Origin of the sequence: Bacillus cereus group sp. MYBK216-1, assembly GCF_051916495.1 — a bacterium.
Lineage (GTDB): Bacteria > Bacillota > Bacilli > Bacillales > Bacillaceae_G > Bacillus_A > Bacillus_A thuringiensis_K.
This window is the reverse complement of sequence record NZ_JBQAGT010000003.1, coordinates 73,379-100,161: the sequence shown is the minus strand read 5'-3', so window position 1 is coordinate 100,161 and position 26,783 is coordinate 73,379. Positions and strand designations below refer to the sequence as shown.

Genomic DNA, 26,783 nt, shown 5'->3' with positions numbered 1-26,783 from the left:
ATTATTGATTCTTTGTAGCTGAATTATCTGCTAAAGTAGCCGATTTCGTCATTTTTTGACCGTTACGGTAGAATGTAACTTCTACTTTCTCGCCTACTTTTTTCTTTTCATATAAATATTTACGGAATTGAAGAGCATTCTCTACTTTTTGATTATCTAATGCTACTACAATATCATATTGCTCTAAACCAGCTTTTTCAGCCGGTGAGATTGGGTAAATTTTACCTAATACAACACCATTAGTTACTTCTTTCGGTACTTTCAATTGATTGACTGCATAAGCTTGCACATCTTCTAATGAAACAACACCTACTCCAAGCGCTGGACGTTTTACTACTCCATCTTTTTCAAGAGATTCAATAACTGGTTTTGCGATATTAATTGGAATAGCAAATCCAATTCCTTCAACTTCTTGTTGTGCAATTTTACTTGAATTAATCCCAATTATTTCACCATTTTGGTTAAATAATGCACCACCACTGTTACCAGGGTTAATCGCTGCATCTGTTTGAATAACTTGTGCTTGCCAATCTGGTCGTTTATCGCCATCAATATCAACCGGAATTTCGCGTTCTTTACTACTGATTATACCTTCCGTTACACTTCCATCAAATCCTAGCGGGTTACCGATTGCAATGGCTTTTTCACCCGCACGAAGTTTACTTGAATCACCTAAAGTGGCAACTTTATTTACATGAGATCCATCAATTTCAACAACTGCTAAGTCTAACCAAGGGTCCTTACCAACTAATTTCGCATCAACTTGCTTTCCGTCGCTCAGCTTCACAGCAAGTTTATTTGCTCCATCCACTACATGGTTGTTTGTTACAATATATGCTTTATTCCCTGCTTTTTTATAAATAACACCTGATCCTGAACCAGCTTGTTGTTCTTGACCTGTCGGTTGCATTGCAAATGGATCAACACTTTGTTGCATATTAATAACACCTACAACAACATCTTTCGCCCCTTCAATCATACCAGGTAAATCAGTTTCATTTTTCGCTTTATTTACAACAGGAACTACAGTACCTTCTACTTTTGAATCCGAACTAAATGATGATACTGGCGCTCCATTATTTTGAGCCCATGGCATATATGGTGCTGCAAAACTAATCGAAACCGCTCCGACTACAGCTCCCACTAAACCTGTGAAGAAATAGCCTTTTTTACTACCTGATTTTCTCACTTCTCTCGTTTCACTATGCTCTTCATTTAAATTTGGTCCGTCGTAATATCCCATGTTTTATTTCCCCTCTCTGGTGAATTCGTATTTTCAGTATAGTCACGTTTTGTGTCCTTCTTGTGAACTCATCGTGAAATCTAATTAAAAAAATACTCCTATCTAACATTGTAGACAAAAAAAGTATTTTTTGTACATTCTACCTTCAAAAGAGAGTATAAAATCGCCATTTCCCTAGGCTAAATTACACAAATCGTTCTAGATTATTCTTCAAATTTATAACCAACTCGAATAACAGTACCGATATGCTTCGCTTTATCTCCTAGCTTATTTCGAAGTTTTTTAATATGGGTATCAACCGTTCGGTCATCACCGTAATAGTCATATCCCCATAACTGATCTAATAAATGTTGACGTGATAACACGATTCCTTTGTTCTCCATTAAATACACAAGAAGTTCAAATTCTTTATGTGTCAATATAATTTCTTCTCCATCTACTAAAACAGTTCTAGATAGACGATTTACTTCTATTCCAGCTAAAGACATAGCATTTTCTTCCGCTACTCCTACCGCACCATCCGCACGTTTCAATAACGTCTTTGCACGAGCTACTAATACTTTCGGGCTAAATGGTTTCGTTACATACTCGTCTGCACCTAATTCGAAACCTAGCAATGTATCATCCTCATCCGAACGTGCTGTCAACATAATAATTGGTACTGCTGATTCTTTTCTAATTCTTCTACAAACAGACCATCCATCTATTTCTGGTAACATAATATCTAACATAATTAAATCAATTTCATGCTCTGCAAATAACTCTAACGCTTTTTTTCCATCTTCTGCTTCGATTACTTCAAAGCCTTCATTACGAAAATAATCACTAACAATTTCACGTAATCTTCTTTCATCTTCAACAAGCAATACTGTTTTATTCATATCATCTATCCCGCCTTTTTACTCTTTCAATCGAATAATACGTTGATTGGAGCTTCCGCGAAATGGAAGTGTTAAATCTTTTTTCTCAATTTCAAACCTTCCATCGACTAAAACATCCCCATAATGTAACAACTCTATCATATCATTATTTTGAGAACTCTGTATCTCTTCTAACGTATAACCTGTATACATCCATAGGTTTTTTTTAAAATCTTTCACGATTTTTGCTACCTTTTTCACTTCAGCAGCTTGAAAAAATGGATCTCCACCTGAAAATGTTACATCAGTTAATGGATTACTTGCAATCTCTTTCACAATTTCTTCTACTGTCATTTCCGTTCCATTGCAAATATTCCATGATTTCGGATTATGGCAACCAACGCAACGATGCGGACAGCCCGCAAAAAACACGACTGTCCGCAATCCTTCTCCATCTACTACACTATCATGAATAATATTCATCACTTTCATTTATGTTTCACCCGATCTATCTCTTCACTACGTTTCGCACTATTCCACTTCGACATATCTCCTACAAGATAGCCTGTTATACGGCGAATTCTTTCTATATTAGCCTCATCTTCATTCCCGCAACTTGGACATTCATTCCCAATAACCCCGTGATAACTACAGCACTTACAACGGTCAACAGGATGATTAATTGAACCGTATCCAACGCCATGTTCTGCCATAGCTTGTACAATTTGTTTTAATGCCTTTTTGTTATGCATTGCTGCTCCGTCTAGTTCAATATAAGTAATGTGTCCTCCATTACAGAGAGCATGGAACGGGCCCTCTAAACGGATTTTATTTATCGCTTGAATGTTATAATAAACTGGAATATGGAATGAATTCGTATAGTAATTATGGTTCGTTATACCGCTAATTTCACCAAATTCTTCTCTATCTTTTTTCACAAACTTCCCTGATAATCCTTCTGCTGGAGTTGCAATTACTGAGAAATTCAGTTGATGTTCTTCTGTCGCTTTATCCATTCTATCTCTCATAAAGGAAATAATTTCATACCCAAGTTTCCATGATTCTTCATCTTCCCCATGATGCTTTCCTGTTAAAGCTACTAAACATTCCGCAAGACCGATAAAACCAATACTTAACGTCCCTTGTTTTAAAATCGAGGCTACGGAGTCTTCAGGCTGCAACGTTTCTCCACCACGCCATACACCTTGTGAATATAAAAACTGAAAATCTCTTGCTCGCTTCGTACATTGATACGCATATCTTTCTAATAGCTGCTTAATTCCTAAATCTAAATAATAGTTTAGCGCTTCAAAAAACGCTTCTTTTGAACCACTAATTAACGCTAATTTCACTAAATTAATAGACGTAAATGATAAATTCCCTCTACCAATCGCTGTTTCTTCTCCATGTATATTAGACATAACACGGGTACGACATCCCATGTAACATACTTCACTTTCTGGTCTTCCATCATAATGCACTGCATTAAACGGCGCATCTAAAAATGAAAAGTTAGGGAATAATCGCTCTGCGGTTGTCTCTAATGCTAATTCAAATAAATCGTAGTTCGGATCACTTTCTTCAAAATTCACACCTTTTTTCATCTTGAAAATTTGAATCGGAAAAATCGGTGTCTCTCCTTTACCAAGTCCAGCTTGTGTCGCTTTTAAAAGTTGTTTAATTAACATTCTTCCTTCTTTTGATGTATCTGTTCCGTAATTAATAGAAATAAACGGGACTTGTCCTCCGCCCCTACTATGCATACTATTCGAATTATGAACGAAAGCCTCACACGCTTGATACGTATCATTTTCCGTTTCTTTCCATGCAAATTCTTCTATTTGTTCTTTCGTAAGCGGATATGATTGTAATCGTTTTTTATGTCTCTCAATTGTTTTTCGTACATAAGGTGCTAAATCAATATCAAAGAGTGCAAACGATTGACCACCATGCTGCATATTTTGATTCGCTTGAAAAATAATAGACGCAAGAGCCAATGCACTTTTAATGTCTTGCGGTTGTCTCATATGTCCATGCCCCGTATGAAAACCGTTAGCAAGCATTTGTGCTAACGGAATTTGTGAACAAGTCGTCGTTCCTGTCGCATAAAAATCTAAATCATGTGGATATAATATATTTTCATTTATTGCTTTTTTCACTTGATCTGACAATAAATTCTCAACAGCATAATATTTTGCACTCTCAGATGCGAAGGTTCCCATTACGCCCATTGGAGAGCGGCCGTCTACATTTGCATTTTCTTGCATTAAATCTTGTTCATTGCCGTGGACTATTGTCTCGAACACTTTCATTAATTCTTCTTCTCCACGTGTATTATTTTGTAACATTTATAACCCTCCACCAATATGTTGTTATCTTTTGATTAAAATGTTACTACATATAGTCTTACTGTTTCTGTGAGAAATGTAACATTACTGTGAAATTTTTTTCACGAAATAATGAATTTTTCATTTGCAAAAAAGAAATGTGCTCTTTACAAATGTATGGTACAATATACGGGAAAAACTCTTTTTACCCTTTATCAACACATTTGAATAAAGGAGACTGAACTTATGGTTACTACATATCTTTTATTTATCGTTGCCTACTTACTTGGCTCGATTCCATTTGCACTAGTTGTTGGAAAAATTGGCTACGGAATCGATATTCGTGAGCACGGGAGCGGTAATCTAGGCGGAACAAACACATTCCGCACATTAGGGAAAAAAGCAGGTTTTACCGTTACAATTGCTGACATTTTAAAAGGGACTTTAGCAACAAGTCTACCAATGATTTTCGGATTAGATATTCACCCACTATGGTTCGGGTTAGCGGCTGTTCTTGGACATGTCTATCCAATCTTCGCAAAATTCCGCGGTGGTAAAGCAGTTGCAACTTCTGCTGGGGTACTATTATGCTATTCACCAGTTGTTTTTGCAATATTGGCTGTTGTATTTTTCACCCTTTTATTTACAACAAGATACGTATCACTTTCTTCTATGGTAACAGCAGTTGTTGCTGTTATTGCATCCATTGTTAGCGGGGATAAAATCTTCATTATTGCGATGTGTTTATTAGCAGGTATGGTTATTTATAAACACCGTGCAAATATCGGACGAATTATAAATAAAACTGAACCAAAAGCAAACTTTTCAAAAAAGCAAAAATAAGATCGTAACCCACATAACGCAAAAAGAAAACGTGAAGCATATTAATAGCGTCTTTTTGCGTTATTTTTTATACTAAAGAAAAAGCAACATAATTTGGAGGAACTATACATGAATCTTTCCGTAACAAAAGAAGCAGCACAATGGTATAAAAATGAATTAAACTTACAATCAAATGAAACACTACGCTTTTTCGTACAATACGGTGGTTGCAGTACTGTGCAAAAAGGACTTTCTTTAGGTATTCGTAAAGATGATCCTGCACACCCTGCTGTTCAAATTCAAGAAGAAGGCATTAACTTCTTTATTGAAGGCGATGATGAATGGTTCTTCGATGGACATAATTTATCTGTTACACTTAACGAAGGTGACGACTTCCCACAATTTAATTATGAAAAATAAAAAAACGTGGCTTCTGCCACGCTTTTTTATTTTTTCTTAATTTCCTCATATTTCGCATACCACTCAGGATATAACTTTTTAAATGATACAGGACGGAACCCTTCTTTTTTCGCACAAATATTCGTCGTACTTGCAGTAATACACAGTTCACCATCACCATTATATATTTCATATCCATATACAACGCGAAGTGGGCTCACAGTATCTACCCATGTTTTTACGATTGCTTTTTCTCCGTAACGCATCGCTTTACGATATGAAATTTGTAAATCTAACACAGGAGAAATAATTCCTTCTTTCTCCATTTCAACATATGAAAAACCTAAATCTTGTATAAGTTTCGTGCGACCTAACTCAAGCCACACTAAGTAGTTTGAATGGTAAACAACACCCATTTGATCTGTTTCCGCATAACGGATTTCAACTTCATGTTCTGCTACAAACATATGTATATTCGCCTTCTTTCACTTCTGCTGCCTTGCATACATTTAATCATAATACAGTAACATCAAAAATAAAATAAAAACAGTGAATCTTTTACTGAAAGGAGCCAGCATATGATTCAAATTGTAACGGTTCGTAGCGGTGATAGCGTATATAGCTTGGCATCAAAATATGGATCAACACCTGACGAAATAGTAAAAGACAATGGACTAAATCCAGCTGAAACGCTCGTTGTTGGTCAGGCACTTATCGTTAATACGAAAGGAAATAATTATTATGTACAGCCTGGTGACAGCCTATATCGAATTTCTCAAACATATAATGTCCCCCTCGCTAGTTTAGCTAAAGTTAATAATTTATCTTTAAAATCTATTCTCCATGTCGGACAACAATTATACGTACCAAAAGGTACAAAACGAGCTGTAGAATCCATCGCTTATTTACAGCCTTCCACTATACCGATTAAAGAGAGTTTAGTTAATGCTACACGTGCCATCAATCCATTTTTAACATATTTAGCTTATTTTAGTTTTGAAGCAAAAAGAGATGGCACATTAAAAGAACCTACTGAAACAGCTAAAATCGCTAATATTGCAACGCAAGGTAAAACAATCCCTATGCTCGTTATTACAAATATTGAAAATGGGAATTTCAGTGCCGATCTAACATCGGTTATTTTACGCGACGCAACGATTCAAAACAAATTTATTACAAACATTTTGCAAACAGCTGAGAAATATGGCATGCAAGACATTCATTTCGATTTCGAAAGTGTAGCACCTGAAGACCGCGAAGCGTATAATCGCTTTTTACGAAATGTAAAAACACGCTTACCTAGCGGGTACACATTGAGCACAACTCTCGTGCCGAAAACAAGTTCAAATCAAAAGGGAAAATTTTTCGAAGCTCACGATTATAAAGCGCAAGGGCAAATTGTTGATTTCGTCGTCATTATGACATACGACTGGGGATGGCAGGGCGGGCCACCGATGGCGATTTCTCCTATCGGTCCTGTAAAAGAAGTACTTCAATATGCAAAATCTCAAATGCCTCCCCAAAAAATTATGATGGGGCAAAATTTATACGGATTTGATTGGAAGCTTCCATTTAAACAAGGAAATCCACCCGCAAAAGCAATTAGCTCTGTCGCAGCTGTTGCACTAGCTCGTAAATATAATGTTCCTATTCGTTATGATTTCACAGCCCAAGCCCCTCATTTTAATTATTTTGATGAAAACGGCGTGCAACACGAAGTTTGGTTTGAAGATGCGAGGTCTATTCAAAGTAAATTCAATTTAATGAAAGAGCAGGGCATTGGCGGTATTAGTTATTGGAAGATTGGCTTGCCATTTCCACAAAATTGGCGTTTACTTGTTGAAAACTTTACGATTACGAAAAAGGGCTGACAAAAGTCAGCCCTTTTTTGTACATTTTGTTAAGATTCATCTTTGATTTCACTTTTTAATGAGTCAATACTTTCTAAACGTCTTTGATTTTTTGCTTCAATAGCAGCACGATCTTTTTCATTAGAAAGTTCCGCTGTTTCTTTTGCTTCATTAAAGTTATCAACTGTATTTTGCACCATTTCTTGTAACTTTTCAGCGTTGTCACTTCGATTATCTGGATTTGGCATGTACTTCCCTCCTAATATTGTATATACACACCATCTTAAATTACCTATCTTCCCTCAAATTTATACATAAAAAAGGAGAATGTAATATTCTCCTTTTCTTTAACCGTTATCAACAATCGGTTGTTTACCTGTTTGATCTTGCATTTGCTTTCCTTTATTTCCACCAGCTTTTTTCGATTGTGTTCCAATATGATTTGGTGCAAAGTCTTTTGAATTTTTTTTCGGATTACCCATTACTATCGCCTCCTTAACACTAGTATCGTACTAGTGTTAAGAATTATTCAGCTTGCTTAAAAAGTTTCATTTCATAACGTTTTTCAATGCGCTCTTCAATGCGATCAATTGCATCACGATCGCTTAATAATTGTTGTTTATTTTCATTTACAAGTTCTTCAAATGATTTACGGCGACTTCTTCTCATGTTGTTCACCCTCTCTCCTTCGCTTTCTTATTACATAGTATGAGCAAACAAAAAACTCTTTAATCAGATTTGTAAGAAAATTTTATGTTTTAGTACTCCTAAAAAAACTCCGTGTACAATATATTGCACACGGAGTTTTTTATACCATAATATTTAAATACTCTTTTAACTTTTCATCCGCATTCATTTCATTTTCTTTATAATCATGAAGCGCCTGTAATACAAAATCATACTGCTTTAAAATATAACTTTCTAATTTCATAACATCCTCTAAGCTATTAAGCATAATTCTCGTATTACCAACTTCACTTTTTAACGCTTGTTCACATTTTAAGCTTGTACATATTTCTTTCACATCATCTTCTAATATATCTGTTAATACGTATTTCTTTCGCCCTTTTACCTTTACTCTCATAACTGGATAAAAAGCTTTTATATCTAAATAACTTCCTACGTTCATACAACGTAGCCATTCTACATTACGTTTATTACGTGCAAGCATTTCTTTCACCGCTTCGTATACTACAATTTCATCAAGTGAGACCTTATTTACTTTTCTCTGTCTTTCTTCTTCAATAGCTGCACACTTTTGATAAACAGCAGCACACGTAATGCAATCGTCAAATGCATTATGAGAGCTTAAACGAATTCCAAGCATTCGTTTTAACGTTTCAAGTTTATGATTAGGCGCATGCTTCATGTATTTCTTCGCTAAAAATACAGTATCAATTACTTTATTTTTAGGTTCAGGCAGCCCCAGCATATTTACATTACTTTTCAAAAAGCGCATATCAAAAGAAGCATTATGGGCCACAATAACATTTGTATGTAAAAATGCTAAAAATAAAGGTAACACTTCTTCAATCGTCGGTGCATCTGAAACGCGATAATTGGTAATACCTGTTAAACTCGTTATTCGGTCCGGAATTGGCCGCTCTGGATTCACGTATGAAACAAATTGATCTACCAGTTCATGATTACGATATTTCACCGCTGCAACTTGAATAATTTTATCATTATAAGGGTTAAATCCTGTTGTTTCAAAATCAATTACAACATAATCTAACGGTAAGGATACATTCCCCACTCCATACACTCCTTTATCTCTAAACGTTTATATTTCTTACATCATATCATGAAGTGATTACTACTTGAAAAAGAAAAGGCAGAAATGGGAACTCTCCATCTCTACCTTTTCACCATTATTTTAATTTAGCAACTCTTTTCTCCATCTCTTTTTGTGTCATCGGCCCAATAAACTTATCTTGAATGACACCTTTTGTATCTATAAAATACGAAGTTGGAATCGTAATTACTTTATACGCTGTTGTCACATCAATGTTCTTGTCCAATAAAATAGGAAAAGTAATTCCTTTTTCTTTAGCAAAATTGCTTACCTTCTCTTCCCCCCCACCTTTTTCTGAAGGCGTATAATTGATCGCTAAAATTTCTACGTTTTCTTTATGTTCTTTATAGAAAGCCTCCATATCCGGCATTTCTTGCTGACATGGTCCACACCACGTAGCCCAAAAGTTTAAAATTACTTTCTTTCCTTTTAAATCCGATAACTTTACATTTGTCCCATCTAACTTAGTTAATTCAAAGTCCGGTGCACTCTTCCCTATCTCAATACCATTCCTTGCAATAATCTCTTTCATCACAGCTTCACTTTTTTCTTGCTTCACTTTTACCGCCTGCTCTTTATGACCAAACTGTTCATAAGCTGCATATCCCGCTAAACAAAGTAACACTACAATAATCATAAGCTTCCGCCACATGTTATATCACCCTAACGTGTTTATCTTCTTTTAATATATCCATTCAAATGCTATATACCTTATTTTAGCTTATACGGACAAGCTTGAAAATATTCACATTCTAAATAATCAGAATTTTTATAAATAATATGAAATATTTACCTTTTAATCATATAATTAGAAATACACGGAACATTTTACAATGAAAGGAGCTCTCATGAATTTATTTGAAAAAATACTTCTATATATTCTTAGTTTTATATTTTTCCCAATCGGAATTATCACATGGATTATCTCACTATTTAGTAAAGATCCTAAAAAAACAAGTTGGACGTATTTGTCTCTATATCGCATTAATCTCATTTATCCTTTTGGCAGGCCTCGGCATTATTACTTTTTTCACAATGACTACCATTACTACTATAGAATAGTTATAGAAAGGATGATTGTTTTGGGAGAACACCCTATCACAAAAGAGCTACGCTATATACGAATATGCTTAGTTATTTTAGTAATCGTTCTTTTATTTTTCAACAGTGAAAAAGTCGTTGAAATTTCTACAAATCATGATTCCATAGAAAATGTTCCCACCAGTAATATGACACAAATTGCGGAAAATACATTCGCTATTCAAGAATATAATCCATTACTAAATAGCGAACATACAATTAAGATTTTTAAATATAATCCAGATACAAATCAACTTACTCTCGTCAAAGAAGTTAATTCTAGTGATCCGAATTCTTATACTTATCAACTTAATGAGACCGAATAAAGTGAAACTTTAATCAGCCCTCACCAATCGGGCTACCCGGCAAATAGCGGAATAAAGATAAGGGCATTACATATCTCTTATCTTTTTGTTTGCAACTCATTGTACAATGAGTTGCAATTTAATAATTCTCTAGGATTCCCACATTCCACAATAATCCCATTCTTCATGACAACAACACAATCTGCTATCATCGCTCTCTCTACATCATGTGTTGCCACAATTCTCGTTACATCTCTTCCTATCCCTTCAATCATATTCCAAACCAGTTCTTGATTGCCTGGATCTAACCCAGCCGTCGGTTCATCTAAAATAATAAGAGTTGGATTTGATACAATCGCTCGCAATAATGCGAGACGTTTTCTTTCGCCTCCTGAAAACTCTTCACCGCTTTTATGTAGCACAGTTTGACTCCCTTCAGGTAACCCTCTAATAATCGGCGTTACATTTATAAGTTCACTATTTTTTTCTAACTGATTTTCTAAACACTCTTCCCCGAAATACATATTCTCTGTTACCGTCGTTCGGAAAAAACGTGGTTCTTGCCAAACTGTAGTCATACGAGCTTCATTACCATAATAAGCAATGCTACCGTTAGATGGTTTATACAAGCCCGTTATTAACTTTAAAAGCGTTGTTTTTCCTGCACCGCTTTCTCCCACAATAATAACGAGTTCACCAGGACGAATTTGCAAATCAATATTATGAATTCTGCATTTCTCTTCGTCATTCTCCTGAAATGAAACATTTGTTATCCTGATCCCCATCGCTCTTTCTACATTGTTATCTGCTGCTCGTTTATTTAAAAAGCAAAAAGTTCTATTTGCCGAAGCGACTGCAACTTGTGTCATTATTAATAAATCGCCCACATAACGGACAGGGAAAAAGAGCATCTCAATTGTCGCTAACACTGTAATGAGTGAACCAACTTCTATTTCTCCCCTCATTATTTTTTGTGCACCTATAATGAGAACAAGGATATATGCTCCTGTTTCAATCACCGTTCCAACTACTCCAATACAATGTTGCATCATCGTCTTCTTTACTTCCGATTTATACGATTGTGCCGTTACTCTTTTAAATAAGCGAATTGCCCATTTTTCTTTTTGTAAACTCCGCAAATCTTGTATCCCCTTTACAAACTGTGACACCATCTCTACAACACTTGAGTGATTTTTTTGAGCAACGCTTGCAATATCTCTTACCTTTTCTCCCATCAGTATTGGAACAATTGTACTTAAAAATAAAAACGGAGTTACCCACAATATAAACTGTATATCTATATGTTGTAGTGCTATGAAAGCCCCAATAAATTGGGCAATAGCGTGTATATATTCTATTAATATAGAGCCATATAATCTGACCCAGTTCGGAATATCAGACACGACCAAAGTTTCTAACTCTCCTTGCTTAATCTTCTCACTCTCTTCAAACGGTAATGAGAAATAGTTACGTAATAATTCTATACGTTTCGTTTGTAATATACGTTGACTCGCTTTTGAACTTATATAATCAAATAAAAGATTGTTCGCCCACATTAAAAAGCGACTACCCGCAAACAAAGCTATATATAAATACGCACCTTTTAGCTCCCTTTGAATAAGATTGTCTACAATTAACCCCATGAAAATTGGGCGTGATAAATTTAAAATGGCAGCAATTATCCCACTACATACAGCTGCTATTACTAATATTTTCTCTTGTCGTAACGGCAACAATATTCTTTTATACTCTGTCATGACGTTTCCTCCATTTTTATAGTAAAAAGAAAGGGATGAAACCAAATGGTTTCATCCCTTTCCATAAAATAAGGAAGCTAACTATTGTTAGCTTCCTTATTGTTCATTTCAATAATTTAGTTCGATACTTTAGATTCTTCAATTTTCTCACGAAGAACCATTTGCAGAATACCACCGTGACGGTAGTAGTCAATTTCAACTTCACTATCGAAACGAGCTACTACTTCAAATTGTTTTTCGTTGCCATCTGCATCAGTTGCAACTACTTTTACAAGATCGCGTGGTCTAACTGTTTTGTCGATTTGAATTTCAAATGACTCGTTACCAACAAGACCTAACGTTTCAGCACTTTCGCCATCTTTAAATTGAAGCGGTAGTACACCCATTAACACTAAGTTACTGCGGTGAATACGTTCGAAGCTTTCTGCGATTACTGCTTTAATACCTAATAAGTTAGTACCTTTCGCAGCCCAGTCACGAGAACTTCCCATACCGTAATCTTTACCAGCAACAACTAGAAGACCTGTTCCATCTTCTTTATATTTCATAGCAGCATCATAGATAGATGTTACTTCACCAGTTGGCCAATATGTTGTATATCCGCCTTCTGTTCCTGGTGCGATTTGGTTTTTAATACGGATGTTTGCGAATGTACCACGCATCATAACTTCATGGTTACCACGACGAGAACCGTAAGAGTTAAAGTCAACTGGTTGTACGCCGTTTTCTAATAAGTAGCGTCCAGCTGGTGTATGCTTACCGATTGAACCTGCTGGTGAAATGTGGTCTGTCGTTACAGAGTCACCAAATTTACCAACTACGCGTAGGCCTGATAATGTTTCGACTTCACCTGGCTCTTTAGATAAACCTTCAAAGAATGGCGGGTTTTGAATGTATGTTGAATCATTATCCCAAGTATATAAAGCTTCGTTTGAAGTTTGGATTTCATTCCAGCGCTCATTGCTGTTAAATACTTGTGCATATTCTTTCTTGAACAGTTCAGATGTAACAACGTTTTGAACTACATCTTCAATTTCTTTAGCTGATGGCCAAATATCGTTGAAGTAAACAGCATTGCCATTTGCATCTTTACCGATTTCATCATTTTTCAGGTCAATATCAACAGTACCTGCAAGTGCATATGCCACAACTAGTGGTGGTGATGCTAAGTAGTTTGCTTTTACAAGTGGATGAATACGACCTTCAAAGTTACGGTTACCAGATAAAACAGATGTTACTAGTAAGTCGTTTGCTGCGATCGCTTCTTCTAATTCTGGCGCTAATGGACCAGAGTTACCGATACAAGTCGTACAGCCGTAACCAACTGTTTGGAAACCTAATTGATCTAAATATGTTGTTAAACCTGATTTATCTAAGTATTCAGTAACAACTTTTGATCCTGGTGCTAATGATGTTTTTACATACTCAGGTACTTTAAGTCCTTTTTCAATTGCTTTCTTCGCAACTAAACCTGCCCCGATTAATACGTATGGGTTTGATGTATTTGTACAGCTTGTAATTGCAGCGATTGCAATTGCACCTGTTTTCATCGTTACTTCTTTATCTTCTAATGTAACCTTCACTTCTTTATCGAACTCTTGCTCATTAAATCCAAGTCCTTGTGTTCCAACTGGTGCTACAACAGCTTTGTGGAACGCATCTTTCATATCTGAAAGTGGAATTAAATCTTGTGGGCGTTTCGGTCCAGAAAGGTTAGATTCGATTGTATTTAAATCAATTTCAACAAGATCAGTATAGATTGGATCTTTACTATCTGCTGTATAGAATAAACCGTTCGCTTTACAGTATTCTTCAACAACGCGAATTTGTTCTTCATCTCTACCTGTTAAACGTAAGTATTCTAATGAAATATCATCGATTGGGAAGAATCCACAAGTTGCGCCGTATTCTGGTGCCATATTTGAAATTGTTGCACGGTCAGCTAAAGGCATGCTCTTTAGTCCATTACCGAAGAACTCAACGAATTTACCAACTACACCTTTTTGACGTAATACTTGTGTTACTTTTAATGCAACGTCTGTCGCTGTAGTACCACTTGGAAGTGTACCAGTTAATTTCACACCGATTACTTCAGGTACCGGGAAGTATGAAGGCTGTCCAAGCATTCCTGCTTCTGCTTCAATACCACCAACGCCCCATCCAAGAACGCCGATACCGTTAATCATTGTTGTATGTGAGTCTGTTCCAACTAACGAATCTGGATATGCAACTAAATCACCTTCAGCATTTTTCACAGCATGAACAACTGGTGCTAAATATTCAAGGTTTACTTGGTGTACAATACCTGTAGCTGGTGGAACCGCACGGTAGTTATCAAATGATTTTTGTGCCCAGCTTAAAAATTTATAACGTTCTTCATTACGTTTAAACTCTAAGTCCATGTTGAATGCAAGCGCGTCTGCCGTACCCGCTCTATCAACCTGTACAGAGTGGTCAATTACAAGGTCTACAGTAATTTCAGGATTAATTTTGTCAGGATCTCCGCCCATGTCTGCCATTGCTTTACGAAGCGAAGCCAAATCAACAACAGCTGGAACACCAGTGAAATCTTGTAAAATTACACGAGATGGTTTAAATGGAACATCGATATCTTGAACATCTTTCGTTCCCCATTTCGCTAAATTTGTAACATGCTCTTCTGTGATTACACGTCCGTCTACTTGACGAAGTACTGATTCAAGTAAAACTTTCACGGAATATGGTAATTGAGATACGTTGCCAACCCCTGCATTTTCAAGCGCTTTCAAATCATAATAATGATACGTTTTTCCATCTACTTCAAAAGTTGCACGTGATTGAAATGGATTATGTTTGACCATTATGTTTCCCCCCTGTTAAACGTGACTAAGTTGTCTGAATATAAAATGTAGACAAACTTTTCAATACCTTACGATAATATCTTATTACAACTTTCTAAATAAGTAAATAATAAGAAACTTATAGATTATCATAAGTTTTCTTTATGTTTCTAAATTTGAATAGCTTTCATGCTCCTTATGAATACTATTATCATAAAGTAAAGTGCTCTATCAGCAGTTTACTTACAGTTCATACATACTATGAACTGCTCATCATTCAACATACAAAAAATGTTATAGAGGTGAAATAAAATGGGTAAAAGAAAAGCAAATCATACTATTTCAGGAATGAATGCTGCATCTGCACAAGGACAAGGAACTGGTTACAATGAAGAATTTGCAAACGAGCCTTTAACTCCAGCAGAGCGACAAAATAATAAGAAACGTAAAAAGAACCAGTAAAGAAAAATCCCAAAAGGTCTATTTTCCTTTTGGGATTTTTTCTAATGTTTATAACGTAGTAATTCCGAAACCGTTACAAATCGATAGCCCTGTTTTTTCAGCTCAGGTAAAATTTTTGCTAGCGCTGCTACCGTTTGACTACGATCATTCCCTCCATCATGTAACAATACAATATCGCCACTTTTAGCATTTTTCACTACATGATTTACAATGGAGTCAACCCCTGGATTTGCCCAATCACGCGGGTCTTGATGCCACGACCATAGAACGGTTTGATAGCCAGCCTCTTTCGCTGTTTTAAATACAGCATCGTTAATATATCCGCCAGGAGGACGGAATAGCAAAGGTTCTTTCACCCATTTTCCAAAAAATTTCTTTCCATCTAAAATATCATTTTCTAATTTTTCATCTGACGAATTACTCGCATACAAATGATTCATCGTATGATTTCCAATTTCATGTCCCTCTTTTAACACTTGCTTCACTAAATATGGATTACGCTGAACTCGAAATCCAATCATAAAAAATGTCGCTTCCGCCTTATATTGACGTAATAAATCTAAAACTTGTGGTGTATACGTTGGATCTGGCCCATCATCAAATGTAATTGCAATAATTTTTTCATTATTAGGTACTTCCCATGTTACATAACCAGTTGGTTCTAACTCTTTTCTGAGCAACATTTTCGCTTCCACTTTTTCCACTTGAAATATATGTACTGCGCATAATAAAGAAAAAACGAATAGAAAAATTTTCTGTTTTAGCATAACGTTTACTAAAGCAGCAAGGTTGTCGAATAAACAACAACCTCATTTACTTTTCTAATTGATCTACATTTCGCATTATATTTTGGAGATTATTTTCATATTGCTCAAGTTGTGGACGTTGTGTTTCTGAAGCTACCTCTAGTGCATTTTGAATTTGTTCATATGCTTCCTGAACCTCTTGACGTAACTCTTTTAAATCATGACCGTAGTTAGGGTCATTTTTCACAATATTATTAAATGCATTTTCTGCTTGTGTAACTCCTTGCTGTGCCGCTTGAAAAGCTTGTTGCTTATCTTTATGATATGGCATTATATAATCCCCTTTCTGTAATAGTTAGTCCCCTTTATCTTTACCTTTTTTTCTAAAAACATTCTCGTATAAAATCGTCAACTTCTCTCATTCTAAAAAGAAAGAGGAGGTGTCATATACAATGGGTAAAAACAACCGTGAATCAAAAGAAAAACAAGGACAACCTGAGCCATTAAGCGGATCTCATAAAGTAAAAAACCGTAACCATTCACGCCAAAAAAAACATGCACATCATGATATGTAATAAAAAACATTCACATACAGTGCACATTCAACATAAAATGTTTGTATTTCATCATTTATTCTTCACCTCTGTTTCATTCATGCATAACATGATATGAATTGATATTTTACGGAGGGTGTCTTACATGGGCAAGAAAAAGAAGAATTGTCTTTTTCATGTTGATGGTTTCGAAGAATGGATGGATCAATTTTGTTCCGATTCTTATAGTAACTTTAGCTTTCCAAATCAAATTCACATCGACCTTTGTGAAACTGAAGAAGAATATATTTTGGAAACAGATGTACAAAATGTTTCAGAACAAAATGTACTCATTAAAAAGTTAGAGACAGGCCTAGCTATTTGCATACTTCATAAAAACATTTCCTTACAACGAACAATCCCTTTACCTACTACTATCATTTACAAAAAGATGCTAGCCTGCTTAGAAAACGGATTTTTAGCCATTCATATTTCCAAAAATGAAGTTGCTGATAAGCATGAAAAGAAAGTTCTTTTTTCAAATTAAGAGTTAATATAATACAAACTAAGCCCCAGTTGGTTACTGGGGCTTATGTTATTTCGCATGCATTTCTATATTAGAATTTCTATCATATCTTTTTTTCAATAAACCTTTTGTAACTAAAAGCACAGGAAATGCGACAGTTGAAAATATAGCTAGTGCTGAAAATACTGCAAACCCATTTTGGTACCCGTAGTAATCGAGAAGTACTCCTCCAAACCACGGACCTATTACTGCTCCAATTCCCGAAAAGCCCATCGCACCGAAGTATGTTCCTTTTAGATACGCAACAGCAATATCATCAATAAATACATCCGTCATTGAAAACATTAATACTTCTCCAATTGTAAAAATAATTGTACAAACGGCAGCACCTAGCATAGATTCTACTATTCCAAAGCCAAACAATCCTCCGCTCACAAATAAAGTCCCCACCATAATTGATGTTAACGGTGTATACTTTTTGCACATTTGAATAACAGGGTATTGGATAATCACTACAACAATTGCATTTAAAGCGAGCATATATGAGAATAGCTTCACTCCATCCTCAAATATATATGCATTTGCAAAATATTGAGATACTGTCGTCGTTAAATGTGAAAAACCGCAATTACTCAAAATAATACCGACTAAAGCAACTAAAAATACTATATCTTTTCGCAATATACGCATTGCATTTAGCATTGTAACAGGTTTTTCTGTCCTCACTTTCTTTTTTTCCATTGGATACTTCTTAAATTGGAACGCTAATATAGCTGTATATAGAATATATACCCCAGCTGCTACTAAAAAAGGAATTGTTGATTTTGCACTCCCAATCTGTAATCCAACAATTGGTCCAATTGCAACTCCAACATTTATTGCACCGTATCGTAAGTTATAGACGAGTAACCGATACTCAGGCTTTGTTAAATCTGATAATAATGCTCTTGATGTTGGCTCAAAAAACGACCTACATAATCCATTTAAAGCGTTTAATAAAAAGAAACTTAAAACATGATCCGCAAGTGAAAAACCTATAAACACAAAAATCCAAACAATCATGGACCAGAGCATAATCGTTTTCCGGCCAAATCGATCTGATAAATTCCCTCCGATAAAACTAGCAAAAACGCCAACAAGTGCACTCGTTCCGATAATAGCACCAGTCATTCCAGCTGATACACCTTTAACAGTCGTTAAATAAATCGCTAAAAAAGGGATACTCATTGAAGTTGCAAACCTAGCAAACAATGTCCCTAAAATAATACTCATTCCAAGCGGATGAATATGCTGTAACTTCCCCTTCATCGTTAAACCTACTCTCTCTATTTTCACAAAAAAAGAAAGCAAAGGATCTGCTTTCTTTTCCTTTTTCTATACTTGAGCTGTTGATACCCGAGTTGTTCTCGTTATGTCCATATCAATTCCATATGTGAATTGTAATTCTTTACACACATCTTTAATTAAGATTACGACATTATACTTTTCATTAAATTGTAAAACGATGTTTTCTACTTCTTCATATGTATACTTATATTCCCCTGTAATGACACTTTTTAGATCAAAGCATTCGTTAATACAAAGTTGTACAAGTAGCTGGTCATATTTCTCTATTACATCTTCTTTCTTCCAAAGTAACTCTTTTACATATAATCGATCAAACTTCACACTTTCTCGATTACAATCCGTTAAAATCCGGGTCATTTCGTTTAATTCTCGATATAATTCGGAAATATTTCTGCTTAAACTAAGCAGTTTATCTACGCCGTTTTCATATAACATATTTATTCCACCCCCGCATTTTCTTTCCCTTATTATAGCAAGAAAATTCTAAAAATAGTTTCTTTCTTCTGAAATATTAGGAAACTAATTTCAATTGCTTTACAATGAAACTAGTTAATGCGAGAGGAGAAAGAAAATTGGAACACAAATTATATTACACTGACGCTTATAAGCAAGACTTTACTACTAAAATTATAAAGCAAGATTATGATAAAGATGGTAACTTATACGTTGTTTTGAATGAAACAGCATTTTATCCGACAGGTGGCGGACAACCATATGATACTGGTACATTAAATGATATAAATGTAATCAATGTAGAAGAGATAAACGGAGAAATTCGTCACTACATCGCAGAACAATTACATACAGAAGACGTAGAAGGTAAAATTAATTGGGAGCGCCGTTTTGATCATATGCAACAACATGCGGCTCAGCACATTTTATCTGCTGCTTTTTGGGATTATTTTAACATACCTACGATTGGATTCCATCTTGGTAAAGAAACGGTAACAATTGATTTAGAAACAGAAAATTTACATGCAGAAACGGTTGAAAAAGCAGTACAAATTGCAAACAATATAGTTTTTGAAAACCATCCAATCTGTATAGAGTGGATGAACTTAGAAGAAGCGAAAACATTGCCCCTTCGTAAAGAACCGACTATGACAGAGAATATACGTGTTGTTATTATCGAAAATTACGACTACAACGGCTGTGGTGGAACCCATCCGAAATGCACTGGTGAAGTTGGTCCTATTCAAGTACTAGGATGGGAGCGCAATAAAGGTGGTATACGCTTAACCTTTATCGCTGGTTGGCGTACACTTAAATTAATGGGGCAACAGCAACAAATTATAAAAGATGTTTCCAAACAATTAAACAGTAGCGAAACTGATATCCCAGCAAAAGTAGCACAGCTTCTTACCGCTCAAAAGGAAAACGAAAAAACAATACAAACAATGAATGAAAAATTATTATTTGCAGAGGCAAATGAATTACTGCAACAGTCTATAGAAATACATGCTGGGTTACTTATTTCTAAAGCATTTACAGATCGTTCTATGCAAGAAATTGCAAAACTATCAGCTATCATTACAGAACAACAAGAGCATGCAATTACGTATTTCGTTATTGAAAATGATGACAAACTACAATGTATTCTCGCTTGCGGAAAAACAGTAACGCTCGATATGAATGCTCTTTTAAAAGATGATCTTCCTGCAATTGAAGGAAAAGGTGGCGGAAATAAAAAGAGTGCACGCGGCGGCGGAAAAGCGGTGATGAACGGGGACGAGTTTTTAAATCAGCTTGTTTCTTCTTTACAGTCAGCAGTGTAAAACATGTTTATGAAGGATAGCTAACGGCTATCCTTCAACTATATTTACAGGCCTATATTTCGTTTTAACCCTTGATAACTTCCTGCATTTGCAAAACCGCCACTTATAAGATTGATAAAAGTTTCCGAAAAACCATAATAACTTAATTCGTTAATCGGTACCATTTGCACATCATGAATCGGATTATGATCGAACTCGTTAGAAGATAGTGTAATTTCACCTTCAATCCTTTCAAGCAGAAACGTAATATGTAACAAAGATGGACTAGCATCTGGTTTATCACAAACATAGAGTAGCTTCTTAATTTTAACTTCTAATCCCGTTTCTTCTCTCATTTCTCGAATCATCGCTTCTTCTAACGTTTCACCATTCTCTACCCTTCCTCCAGGTAAAGACCAATCGCGATTAGCCACTTTTTGCTTTACTAGCAATACTTTTTTTCATCTTCAATTAAAATTCCCGTAATACGAACTTGCATTACATTTTCCATATGTAATCTCCTCTTCCTGTTATATTTACAAATTAATCCTTCCACAAAAAGAACATACGTTTTATAATTAAAGAAAATTATGGAAGAAAGAAGTTGTTATATTCATGCGCCCACCTTTAACAAAATCTATATCACTTAAAGATTTTCAAAACTATTATTGGTTAAAAGCAGAACTGCAAACATTTTGTCGCGAGCATGGTTTGCCAGCTAGTGGCTCTAAGACCGAAATAACCGAGCGTATCTCACATTATTTAACTACGGGGAAAGTCTTAAAAAACAGCTCTGTGCAAAAAGTGAGCAAAGCTCCCCTCTCTTATAAAGACCTTTCTCTTCAAACGATTATTACTAAAAATCACCGCTGTAGCGAAGATGTTCGTGCTTTTTTCAAAGAAAAAATCGGAACAAACTTCCGCTTTACAGTAGCTCTTCAAAAATTTTTTAAAGAAAATGTTGGAAAAACATATGAAGACGCGGTAGCTTTTTGGCATGAAGAAAACGAACGAAAAAAAGACCCTACATACAAAACAACTATCGGTGCACAATTTGAATACAATCGCTTTACTCGTGACTTTTTCGAAGATCCAAATAATAAAGGAAAAGCAAAAGCTGATGCGATTGCTGCTTGGAATGAAATAAAAGCAAAACCTGGTAGCAATGTTTATGTTCCTCAAAAAGTAGAAAACTAGTTCCTTTCTAGTCTTCTACTTTCTCAAATAATAGCGCAACCCCTATCCCGCCTCCAATTCCTAATGTAGCAATTCCATATTTCATATGCTCTCTTTGCGCCTGATAAAATAAACGTGTTACAAGCATAGCCCCAGATGCACCGTACGGATGACCGAGCGCAATTGCCCCACCATTTACATTTAATTTTTCATACGGAATTTGTAACTCCTTTGCACAAGCTACAACTTTTGAGGCAAATGCTTCATTTATTTCAAAATAATCGATGTCCTCTACTTTCATATTCATTTCGTTTAATAATTTGTTCACCGCAAATATTGGACCAGTTCCTGGAAGATTGGGATCTACTCCAACTACAGCACTACGAACGAAACGAAGTACAGGTTTATAACCTAACTTTAAGGCTTGTCCCTCTTCCATTACAAGAACAGCACATGCCCCATCATTTACACCACATGAATTACCTGCCGTCACTGTTCCATTTTGTAAAAATGCGGGCTTTGTTCTTTTAATGATTCGTTCATAATTCATTTCTAGCTTTATAGATTCATCTAATAATCCATTAAAAGAAAATATTTCATCATGTATATAGCCTTTTTCTAACGCTTGCAATGTCCGCTTATAACTAAGACAAGCGTACTCGTCTTGCATTTCTCTCGTTATGTTATAACGCTCCGCAACATATTCAGCCGCTACTCCCATGTCAGGATCACCAATTGTTTCAGGTGAAAATCTTGCTCTTTTTTGAAAAGGTGACGTACTTGTACTCTCTACTCCTCCTGCAATATAGCAATTACCTGCTCCGCCTTGAATGAAATGACATGCAGTGCGAATTGCTTCTAATCCGGCACCACATTGCCGATCAATCGTTACACCAGGAATATGATAGCCAAGTCCTGCCGCTAAAGCAGATAATCTTGCAACATTCCCTCCTGGCCCAACAACATTACCTAATATGACATCATCTATTTCCCTCTCAATCCCTTTACTTAAAAACGTAAGAAGCGGCGTTGCTAATTGCTGAACTTCATACTCTTTTAACATCCCATTCTTCTTACCAATAGGTGTTCTTTTCGCCTCTACAATAACTGCTCTATTCATATATTTTCTCCCGGTTTTCAATCATACTTTTTGCTTCCATACGAGCGATTTTCCCACTATTTGTATAAGGTATTCCATCTACAAAATGCCATTCTTTCGGTATTTTAAAAGAGGATAATCTCTGTAAGCAAAAACTCTTTAATTGTTGTTTCGTAGCACTTCCTTTTACGATCGCGACGGGCTTTTCACCCCAGTAACTATCTTTCACACCAATTACAACTATTTCATCGACAGCTGGGTGTTCATGTAATACACTTTCTATTTCTTCTGGATAAATATTGATTCCTCCAAATAAAATCATATTCTTCTCTCTACCAACAATATATATAAAGCCTTCTTCATCTTCATAGCCTACATCTCGCACTGTCATCCAGCCTTCTGCATTCAACTCCCGTGTTAAAACCCCATCTATTATGTATCCCATAAAAAACTGATCACTTTTCACATAAACAGTTCCTATCTCGCCTTTCGGTACTTCTTTTCCCACTTCATTACATATTTGAACCTGCACATTGTGACAAGGTTTTCCTACTGAATTTGGCTTTCTTTTACTTTCTTCATCAATTAATGCTGTTACAAAACTCAGTTCCGATGCACCATAAAATTCATATTTTTGCGCATAAGGAAATATACTCTTTATTTTTTCTTTCGCTTCAGCTTCCCATTTCGCTCCTGATGAAATAATTTTCATTTTATTTTCTATTACTCTATTTTCTTTATATAAAGATTCAAGCATTGTCGGAACTGTATACATAACTGATATATTTTCAGTTTCTAACTGATCTAATACTTGATTTGGAATGAACTTTCTCATAATGTGAACTGTTTGTCCTACATATAATGCGCTTATTGCCCCGTATAAGAAAAGAGAATGAACGAGCGTCCCAGCTATTAAAATCGAATCCTCCCTTTTCATATAAAAGTCATGTACATTACAATCAAAACTATGAACCCACGATTGTTGTGCACGTAAAAATGCTTTTGCTGTTCCTGTTGATCCTGATGTAAATCCCATATAAAAAGGAGCATGTTGTACACTTTCTACAGTGGAATATGTAGGAAGATATTTCTCTATCATTCTTTTCCACTCATCAATTTCAATTACTCTTCCTTCTTCATCCAATAGATCATTCACCTTATATCGTTCTGTCACAATCATATCCGGATTACTAATTTCAATTCTTTCTCTGAGCTCATCTTGTTTCCACTTTATATCTAACGGAACACAAACCCACCCGGCCATAGCGGCACCAGAAAATAGTTGTAAAAACTCTATACGATTTTCTAATAGGATTGCTATCGTTTTATTCTTCAATTTTTTTTCATTTAACCAACTTGCTACTTTACAAACTGATTCAAACCACTCTTTATATGTTAAAACTCTATCATTTTCCTTTATCGCTATTTTATTTGGTTGTAAAGAGGCATGCTTTTTATATTCTTTTGTAATCCCCATATGAGACGTCCTTTCTTTACAAAAATAATAAAAAGAAACACGCAATAAACGTGTTTCTTCCCTTTATCATCCCGCATTTGTATATTTTCCATTCTTTAAAGCGGGTGTAATAATATGTTTCAATGAACGATGTAATTTTGTTACGAGAACTGCCGCAATAATTGCTTTTATACAATCCCCTGGTAAAAACACAGCACTCACTTTCATTGTCTCCCATACAGAAACATTCATTAAAAACGCTTGTACAGTAATACCAAATACATAAACTACGAAAATACCACCAATTATATTAATACATAATACTTTTATAATAGAAACTTCACGTAAACGCTCAATTAAATAACCAATAACAAACGCTCCAATGATGTAACCAAGTAAATATCCTGCACTTGGCCCAACAAATACACCAAGGCCACCACGTCCACCAGCAAGTAATGGTGCTCCAACTCCTACAATAAGTAAGAAAATAAGCTGACTTAACGCACCTAGACGTGATCCTAACAACCCACCCGCAAGCATAACACCGAGTGATTGCAATGTAATCGGAACTGGTGTAATAGAAAAAGCAATCGGAGGTATTAACCCTAACACTCCCATAATAGAACTAAATAAAGCGACGAAAACTAAGTTTTTTGTATTCATATTTGCTTCTCCTATTTGTAAACTTAAAATGTTTTTTAGGTAACATATTATAGAAGTTATATTATCTTTCCATTTAGTTTTTGTCAACTTATTTTCTTTATAGGTTTACAAATATAAATTTAATTATTTTTCTTTATGCAAATGCTCAAGTTCTTTCCGAAGCGCCTGCTTTAAAAACTTCCCAACAGATGTTTTCGGTATTTCTTCCATAAATACAATATCGTCTGGTAACCACCACTTCGCAAACTGTGGTTTTAAAAACTCATATATCTCTTCTTTCGTTACTGTACTATTTTTCTTTTGAACAACGCAGGCAACAGGTCGCTCTTGCCACTGAGGGTGAGGAATTGCAACGACAGCCGCTTCAAATATAGCATCATGTGCCATTAAAGCATTTTCAAGATCGACAGAAGAAATCCATTCTCCCCCGCTTTTAATAACATCCTTCGTACGGTCAACAATTTTCACGCAACCTTCCTCATCAACCGTAACGACATCTCCTGTATATAACCAACCATCACGAAAACCTTCGACAGTACGATCATCGTTATAATAGCTTTCAGCGATCCAAGGTGCTCGTAAACATAGTTCTCCCATCTCCGTACCATCCCACTTCACTTCACCCTTTGTACCGACTACTTTCATCTCTACACCAGGGACAAGATACCCTTGTTTTGATCTAATTTCTAATTGCTCTTCATACGATAATTCTGTTTCATAACTTTTTAAACGTGCAAGTGTTACGAGTGGGCTCGTTTCGGTCATACCATATGCATGGATAAACGGAACATTGTGTTTTTGTTCAAATGCTTTAATAACACTCTTCGGTGCAGCTGCACCTCCGCATAGTATTCTCGTCATACTAGATAAATCGTAACTATTATTTTCTAACTCTTGTAATACGCCGAGCCAAATTGTCGGCACACCCGCAGCTAACGTCACTTTTTCTGATTGAATCATCTCTAATAAAATTTTCGGAGTAAACATCGGTCCAGGAAGAACTTGTTTTGATCCAAACCAAGTAGCAGCGAAAGGAAGTCCCCAAGCGTTCACATGAAACATAGGGACGATTGCCATTGCTGCATCACTTTCCGATAAAGCAGCTGTATCAGCTAAACCGAGTGCCATACAATGCAAAACAGTACTACGATGCGTATATACAACACCTTTTGGATTTCCTGTAGTCGCTGACGTATAACACATACCAGCAGGTGTATTTTCATCAATATCTTTTACAAATTGGAAATTTGGATTGCCTTCTTCTAATAGCTTTTCATAATGATATACAGGTTCCAGCGTAGTATTTGGGAGTTCATCTTTATCAGTCATAATAATGTAAGCTTGTACAGTTGATAATTGTGATTGAATATTTTCAACGAGTGGTACGAGATCTTCATCTATAAGTAGAACTCGGTCTTCTGCGTGCTGAATAATGTATGAAATATGTTGAGGAGATAAACGAATATTAATTGTGTGCAAAACAGAAGCAATACCTGGAATAGCAAAATACGCTTCCACATGTCGATGATGGTTCCACGCTAATGTTCCTACACGTTCACCTTCTTTAATTCCAAGCTTTTTCAACGCACTGGAAAGTCTTCTCGTCCTTTCCCCTAACTGCTTATACGTTAACGTTGTAACTGTATCATGTGTCCGTGAAACAATTTCTTTCTTCGAAAATAGTTTCTCTGCTCTTTCCATCATAGAACTAATTGTTAGCGGTACGTTCATCATCATATTGGTTATATCCCCCTTTAAAGCGTT

At 35.6% G+C, this 26,783-nt stretch carries 29 protein-coding genes and 2 pseudogenes; 10 read left to right on the top strand and 21 right to left on the bottom strand.

Going from position 1 to position 26,783, the window contains the following annotated elements:
- Position 1: 1 nt before the first annotated feature.
- The 4 genes from ACTFRH_RS11015 to ACTFRH_RS11000 form a co-directional block, all read right to left on the bottom strand.
- Complete coding sequence (locus tag ACTFRH_RS11015; RefSeq protein WP_000542644.1) at positions 2–1,243, bottom strand: S1C family serine protease; 1,242 nt, start codon at positions 1,241–1,243, stop codon at positions 2–4.
- Positions 1,244–1,446: 203 nt separating this feature from the next.
- Positions 1,447–2,124 (bottom strand): response regulator transcription factor, encoded by a 678-nt coding sequence (locus ACTFRH_RS11010; RefSeq protein ID WP_001044679.1) that lies wholly within the window; start codon positions 2,122–2,124, stop codon positions 1,447–1,449.
- An 18-nt stretch (positions 2,125–2,142) separates the two neighbouring features.
- Positions 2,143–2,595 carry an anaerobic ribonucleoside-triphosphate reductase activating protein gene (gene nrdG, locus ACTFRH_RS11005; protein ID WP_000867074.1) on the bottom strand — a complete coding sequence of 151 codons (453 nt, stop codon included), beginning with the start codon at positions 2,593–2,595 and terminating at the stop codon, positions 2,143–2,145.
- On the bottom strand, positions 2,592–4,451 hold the full coding sequence (locus ACTFRH_RS11000; RefSeq protein WP_000940062.1) for an anaerobic ribonucleoside triphosphate reductase: 1,860 nt from the start codon (positions 4,449–4,451) through the stop codon (positions 2,592–2,594). The genes nrdG and ACTFRH_RS11000 overlap by 4 nt, the downstream gene beginning before the upstream one ends.
- Before the next feature lie 225 nt (positions 4,452–4,676).
- Here ACTFRH_RS11000 and plsY point away from each other — a divergent pair, with 225 nt between their 5' ends.
- Positions 4,677–5,273 carry a glycerol-3-phosphate 1-O-acyltransferase PlsY gene (plsY, locus tag ACTFRH_RS10995; RefSeq protein WP_000258974.1) on the top strand — a complete coding sequence of 199 codons (597 nt, stop codon included), beginning with the start codon at positions 4,677–4,679 and terminating at the stop codon, positions 5,271–5,273.
- A 108-nt stretch (positions 5,274–5,381) separates the two neighbouring features.
- Complete coding sequence (locus tag ACTFRH_RS10990; RefSeq protein WP_001054453.1) at positions 5,382–5,672, top strand: HesB/YadR/YfhF family protein; 291 nt, start codon at positions 5,382–5,384, stop codon at positions 5,670–5,672.
- A 26-nt stretch (positions 5,673–5,698) separates the two neighbouring features.
- Here the strand turns inward: ACTFRH_RS10990 and ACTFRH_RS10985 are convergent, their stop codons facing one another.
- Positions 5,699–6,118, bottom strand: a complete 420-nt coding sequence (locus tag ACTFRH_RS10985; protein WP_000495812.1) for an acyl-CoA thioesterase — start codon at positions 6,116–6,118, stop codon at positions 5,699–5,701.
- Between the two features lie 111 nt (positions 6,119–6,229).
- Here ACTFRH_RS10985 and ACTFRH_RS10980 point away from each other — a divergent pair, with 111 nt between their 5' ends.
- Positions 6,230–7,522 carry a glycosyl hydrolase family 18 protein gene (locus ACTFRH_RS10980; protein ID WP_000614852.1) on the top strand — a complete coding sequence of 431 codons (1,293 nt, stop codon included), beginning with the start codon at positions 6,230–6,232 and terminating at the stop codon, positions 7,520–7,522.
- Between the two features lie 29 nt (positions 7,523–7,551).
- Here ACTFRH_RS10980 and tlp read toward each other — a convergent pair whose 3' ends face one another.
- From tlp to ACTFRH_RS10955, 5 genes are all read right to left on the bottom strand, one after another.
- Positions 7,552–7,749: a small acid-soluble spore protein Tlp gene (gene tlp / locus ACTFRH_RS10975; protein WP_001133511.1), complete on the bottom strand. Its 198-nt coding sequence runs from the start codon at positions 7,747–7,749 to the stop codon at positions 7,552–7,554.
- 99 nt (positions 7,750–7,848) lie between these two features.
- Positions 7,849–7,983 carry an acid-soluble spore protein SspN gene (sspN, locus tag ACTFRH_RS10970; RefSeq protein WP_000527987.1) on the bottom strand — a complete coding sequence of 45 codons (135 nt, stop codon included), beginning with the start codon at positions 7,981–7,983 and terminating at the stop codon, positions 7,849–7,851.
- Positions 7,984–8,026: 43 nt separating this feature from the next.
- Positions 8,027–8,170: an FbpB family small basic protein gene (locus ACTFRH_RS10965; protein WP_001254699.1), complete on the bottom strand. Its 144-nt coding sequence runs from the start codon at positions 8,168–8,170 to the stop codon at positions 8,027–8,029.
- Positions 8,171–8,309: 139 nt separating this feature from the next.
- The gene (locus tag ACTFRH_RS10960) at positions 8,310–9,257 is read right to left on the bottom strand and encodes a 3'-5' exonuclease (protein ID WP_000528762.1); all 948 of its coding nucleotides are present in this window, start codon (positions 9,255–9,257) and stop codon (positions 8,310–8,312) included.
- Between the two features lie 115 nt (positions 9,258–9,372).
- On the bottom strand, positions 9,373–9,948 hold the full coding sequence (locus ACTFRH_RS10955) for a TlpA family protein disulfide reductase (RefSeq protein ID WP_000269040.1): 576 nt from the start codon (positions 9,946–9,948) through the stop codon (positions 9,373–9,375).
- 196 nt (positions 9,949–10,144) lie between these two features.
- Here ACTFRH_RS10955 and ACTFRH_RS10950 point away from each other — a divergent pair.
- Positions 10,145–10,358, top strand: a pseudogene (locus tag ACTFRH_RS10950) (hypothetical protein).
- A gap of 11 nt (positions 10,359–10,369) precedes the next feature.
- The gene (locus ACTFRH_RS10945; protein WP_074593090.1) at positions 10,370–10,702 is read left to right on the top strand and encodes a YmzC family protein; all 333 of its coding nucleotides are present in this window, start codon (positions 10,370–10,372) and stop codon (positions 10,700–10,702) included.
- A gap of 77 nt (positions 10,703–10,779) precedes the next feature.
- On the opposite strand, the gene ACTFRH_RS10940 is transcribed toward ACTFRH_RS10945, so the two are convergent.
- Both ACTFRH_RS10940 and acnA read right to left on the bottom strand, forming a co-directional pair.
- Positions 10,780–12,438 (bottom strand): ABC transporter ATP-binding protein, encoded by a 1,659-nt coding sequence (locus tag ACTFRH_RS10940; protein ID WP_000141525.1) that lies wholly within the window; start codon positions 12,436–12,438, stop codon positions 10,780–10,782.
- Positions 12,439–12,554: 116 nt separating this feature from the next.
- On the bottom strand, positions 12,555–15,278 hold the full coding sequence (gene acnA / locus ACTFRH_RS10935) for an aconitate hydratase AcnA (RefSeq protein ID WP_000238559.1): 2,724 nt from the start codon (positions 15,276–15,278) through the stop codon (positions 12,555–12,557).
- Between the two features lie 291 nt (positions 15,279–15,569).
- Here acnA and sspO point away from each other — a divergent pair, with 291 nt between their 5' ends.
- Positions 15,570–15,719, top strand: a complete 150-nt coding sequence (gene sspO, locus ACTFRH_RS10930) for an acid-soluble spore protein SspO (RefSeq protein ID WP_000518057.1) — start codon at positions 15,570–15,572, stop codon at positions 15,717–15,719.
- A gap of 41 nt (positions 15,720–15,760) precedes the next feature.
- On the opposite strand, the gene pdaB is transcribed toward sspO, so the two are convergent.
- Complete coding sequence (gene pdaB / locus ACTFRH_RS10925; RefSeq protein WP_102947840.1) at positions 15,761–16,486, bottom strand: polysaccharide deacetylase family sporulation protein PdaB; 726 nt, start codon at positions 16,484–16,486, stop codon at positions 15,761–15,763.
- Positions 16,487–16,532: 46 nt separating this feature from the next.
- Complete coding sequence (locus ACTFRH_RS10920; protein WP_001146295.1) at positions 16,533–16,796, bottom strand: hypothetical protein; 264 nt, start codon at positions 16,794–16,796, stop codon at positions 16,533–16,535.
- Between the two features lie 121 nt (positions 16,797–16,917).
- On the opposite strand from ACTFRH_RS10920, the gene ACTFRH_RS10915 reads away from it, so the two are divergent.
- Both ACTFRH_RS10915 and ACTFRH_RS10910 read left to right on the top strand, forming a co-directional pair.
- Positions 16,918–17,040, top strand: a complete 123-nt coding sequence (locus ACTFRH_RS10915) for a small acid-soluble spore protein P (RefSeq protein WP_000517653.1) — start codon at positions 16,918–16,920, stop codon at positions 17,038–17,040.
- 124 nt (positions 17,041–17,164) lie between these two features.
- Positions 17,165–17,545 carry an Hsp20/alpha crystallin family protein gene (locus ACTFRH_RS10910; protein ID WP_000516756.1) on the top strand — a complete coding sequence of 127 codons (381 nt, stop codon included), beginning with the start codon at positions 17,165–17,167 and terminating at the stop codon, positions 17,543–17,545.
- Between the two features lie 48 nt (positions 17,546–17,593).
- Here the strand turns inward: ACTFRH_RS10910 and ACTFRH_RS10905 are convergent, their stop codons facing one another.
- Both ACTFRH_RS10905 and ACTFRH_RS10900 read right to left on the bottom strand, forming a co-directional pair.
- Positions 17,594–18,832 carry an MDR family MFS transporter gene (locus tag ACTFRH_RS10905; RefSeq protein WP_000676810.1) on the bottom strand — a complete coding sequence of 413 codons (1,239 nt, stop codon included), beginning with the start codon at positions 18,830–18,832 and terminating at the stop codon, positions 17,594–17,596.
- A 66-nt stretch (positions 18,833–18,898) separates the two neighbouring features.
- Positions 18,899–19,306, bottom strand: a complete 408-nt coding sequence (locus tag ACTFRH_RS10900) for a hypothetical protein (RefSeq protein WP_000965150.1) — start codon at positions 19,304–19,306, stop codon at positions 18,899–18,901.
- 137 nt (positions 19,307–19,443) lie between these two features.
- Between ACTFRH_RS10900 and ACTFRH_RS10895 the strand changes: the two genes are divergently transcribed.
- Positions 19,444–20,646 carry an alanyl-tRNA editing protein gene (locus tag ACTFRH_RS10895; protein WP_196478531.1) on the top strand — a complete coding sequence of 401 codons (1,203 nt, stop codon included), beginning with the start codon at positions 19,444–19,446 and terminating at the stop codon, positions 20,644–20,646.
- Positions 20,647–20,690: 44 nt separating this feature from the next.
- Here the strand turns inward: ACTFRH_RS10895 and ACTFRH_RS10890 are convergent.
- A pseudogene (locus ACTFRH_RS10890) lies at positions 20,691–21,136 on the bottom strand (NUDIX hydrolase).
- Between the two features lie 104 nt (positions 21,137–21,240).
- On the opposite strand from ACTFRH_RS10890, the gene ACTFRH_RS10885 reads away from it, so the two are divergent.
- Complete coding sequence (locus tag ACTFRH_RS10885; protein WP_001247756.1) at positions 21,241–21,822, top strand: DUF6434 domain-containing protein; 582 nt, start codon at positions 21,241–21,243, stop codon at positions 21,820–21,822.
- A 7-nt stretch (positions 21,823–21,829) separates the two neighbouring features.
- Here the strand turns inward: ACTFRH_RS10885 and ACTFRH_RS10880 are convergent, their stop codons facing one another.
- The 4 genes from ACTFRH_RS10880 to ACTFRH_RS10865 form a co-directional block, all read right to left on the bottom strand.
- Positions 21,830–22,921, bottom strand: coding sequence for an acetyl-CoA C-acyltransferase (locus tag ACTFRH_RS10880; RefSeq protein WP_001078000.1), 1,092 nt, complete (start codon positions 22,919–22,921; stop codon positions 21,830–21,832).
- Positions 22,914–24,377: an acyl-CoA synthetase gene (locus ACTFRH_RS10875; RefSeq protein WP_000513149.1), complete on the bottom strand. Its 1,464-nt coding sequence runs from the start codon at positions 24,375–24,377 to the stop codon at positions 22,914–22,916. Before ACTFRH_RS10875 ends, ACTFRH_RS10880 begins: the two co-directional genes overlap by 8 nt.
- A 66-nt stretch (positions 24,378–24,443) precedes the next feature.
- On the bottom strand, positions 24,444–25,019 hold the full coding sequence (locus tag ACTFRH_RS10870; RefSeq protein WP_001093318.1) for a biotin transporter BioY: 576 nt from the start codon (positions 25,017–25,019) through the stop codon (positions 24,444–24,446).
- A gap of 123 nt (positions 25,020–25,142) precedes the next feature.
- Entirely contained in the window at positions 25,143–26,756 is a 1,614-nt protein-coding gene (locus ACTFRH_RS10865; RefSeq protein ID WP_000980209.1) for a long-chain fatty acid--CoA ligase, read from the bottom strand.
- Between the last annotated feature and the right edge of the window lie 27 nt (positions 26,757–26,783).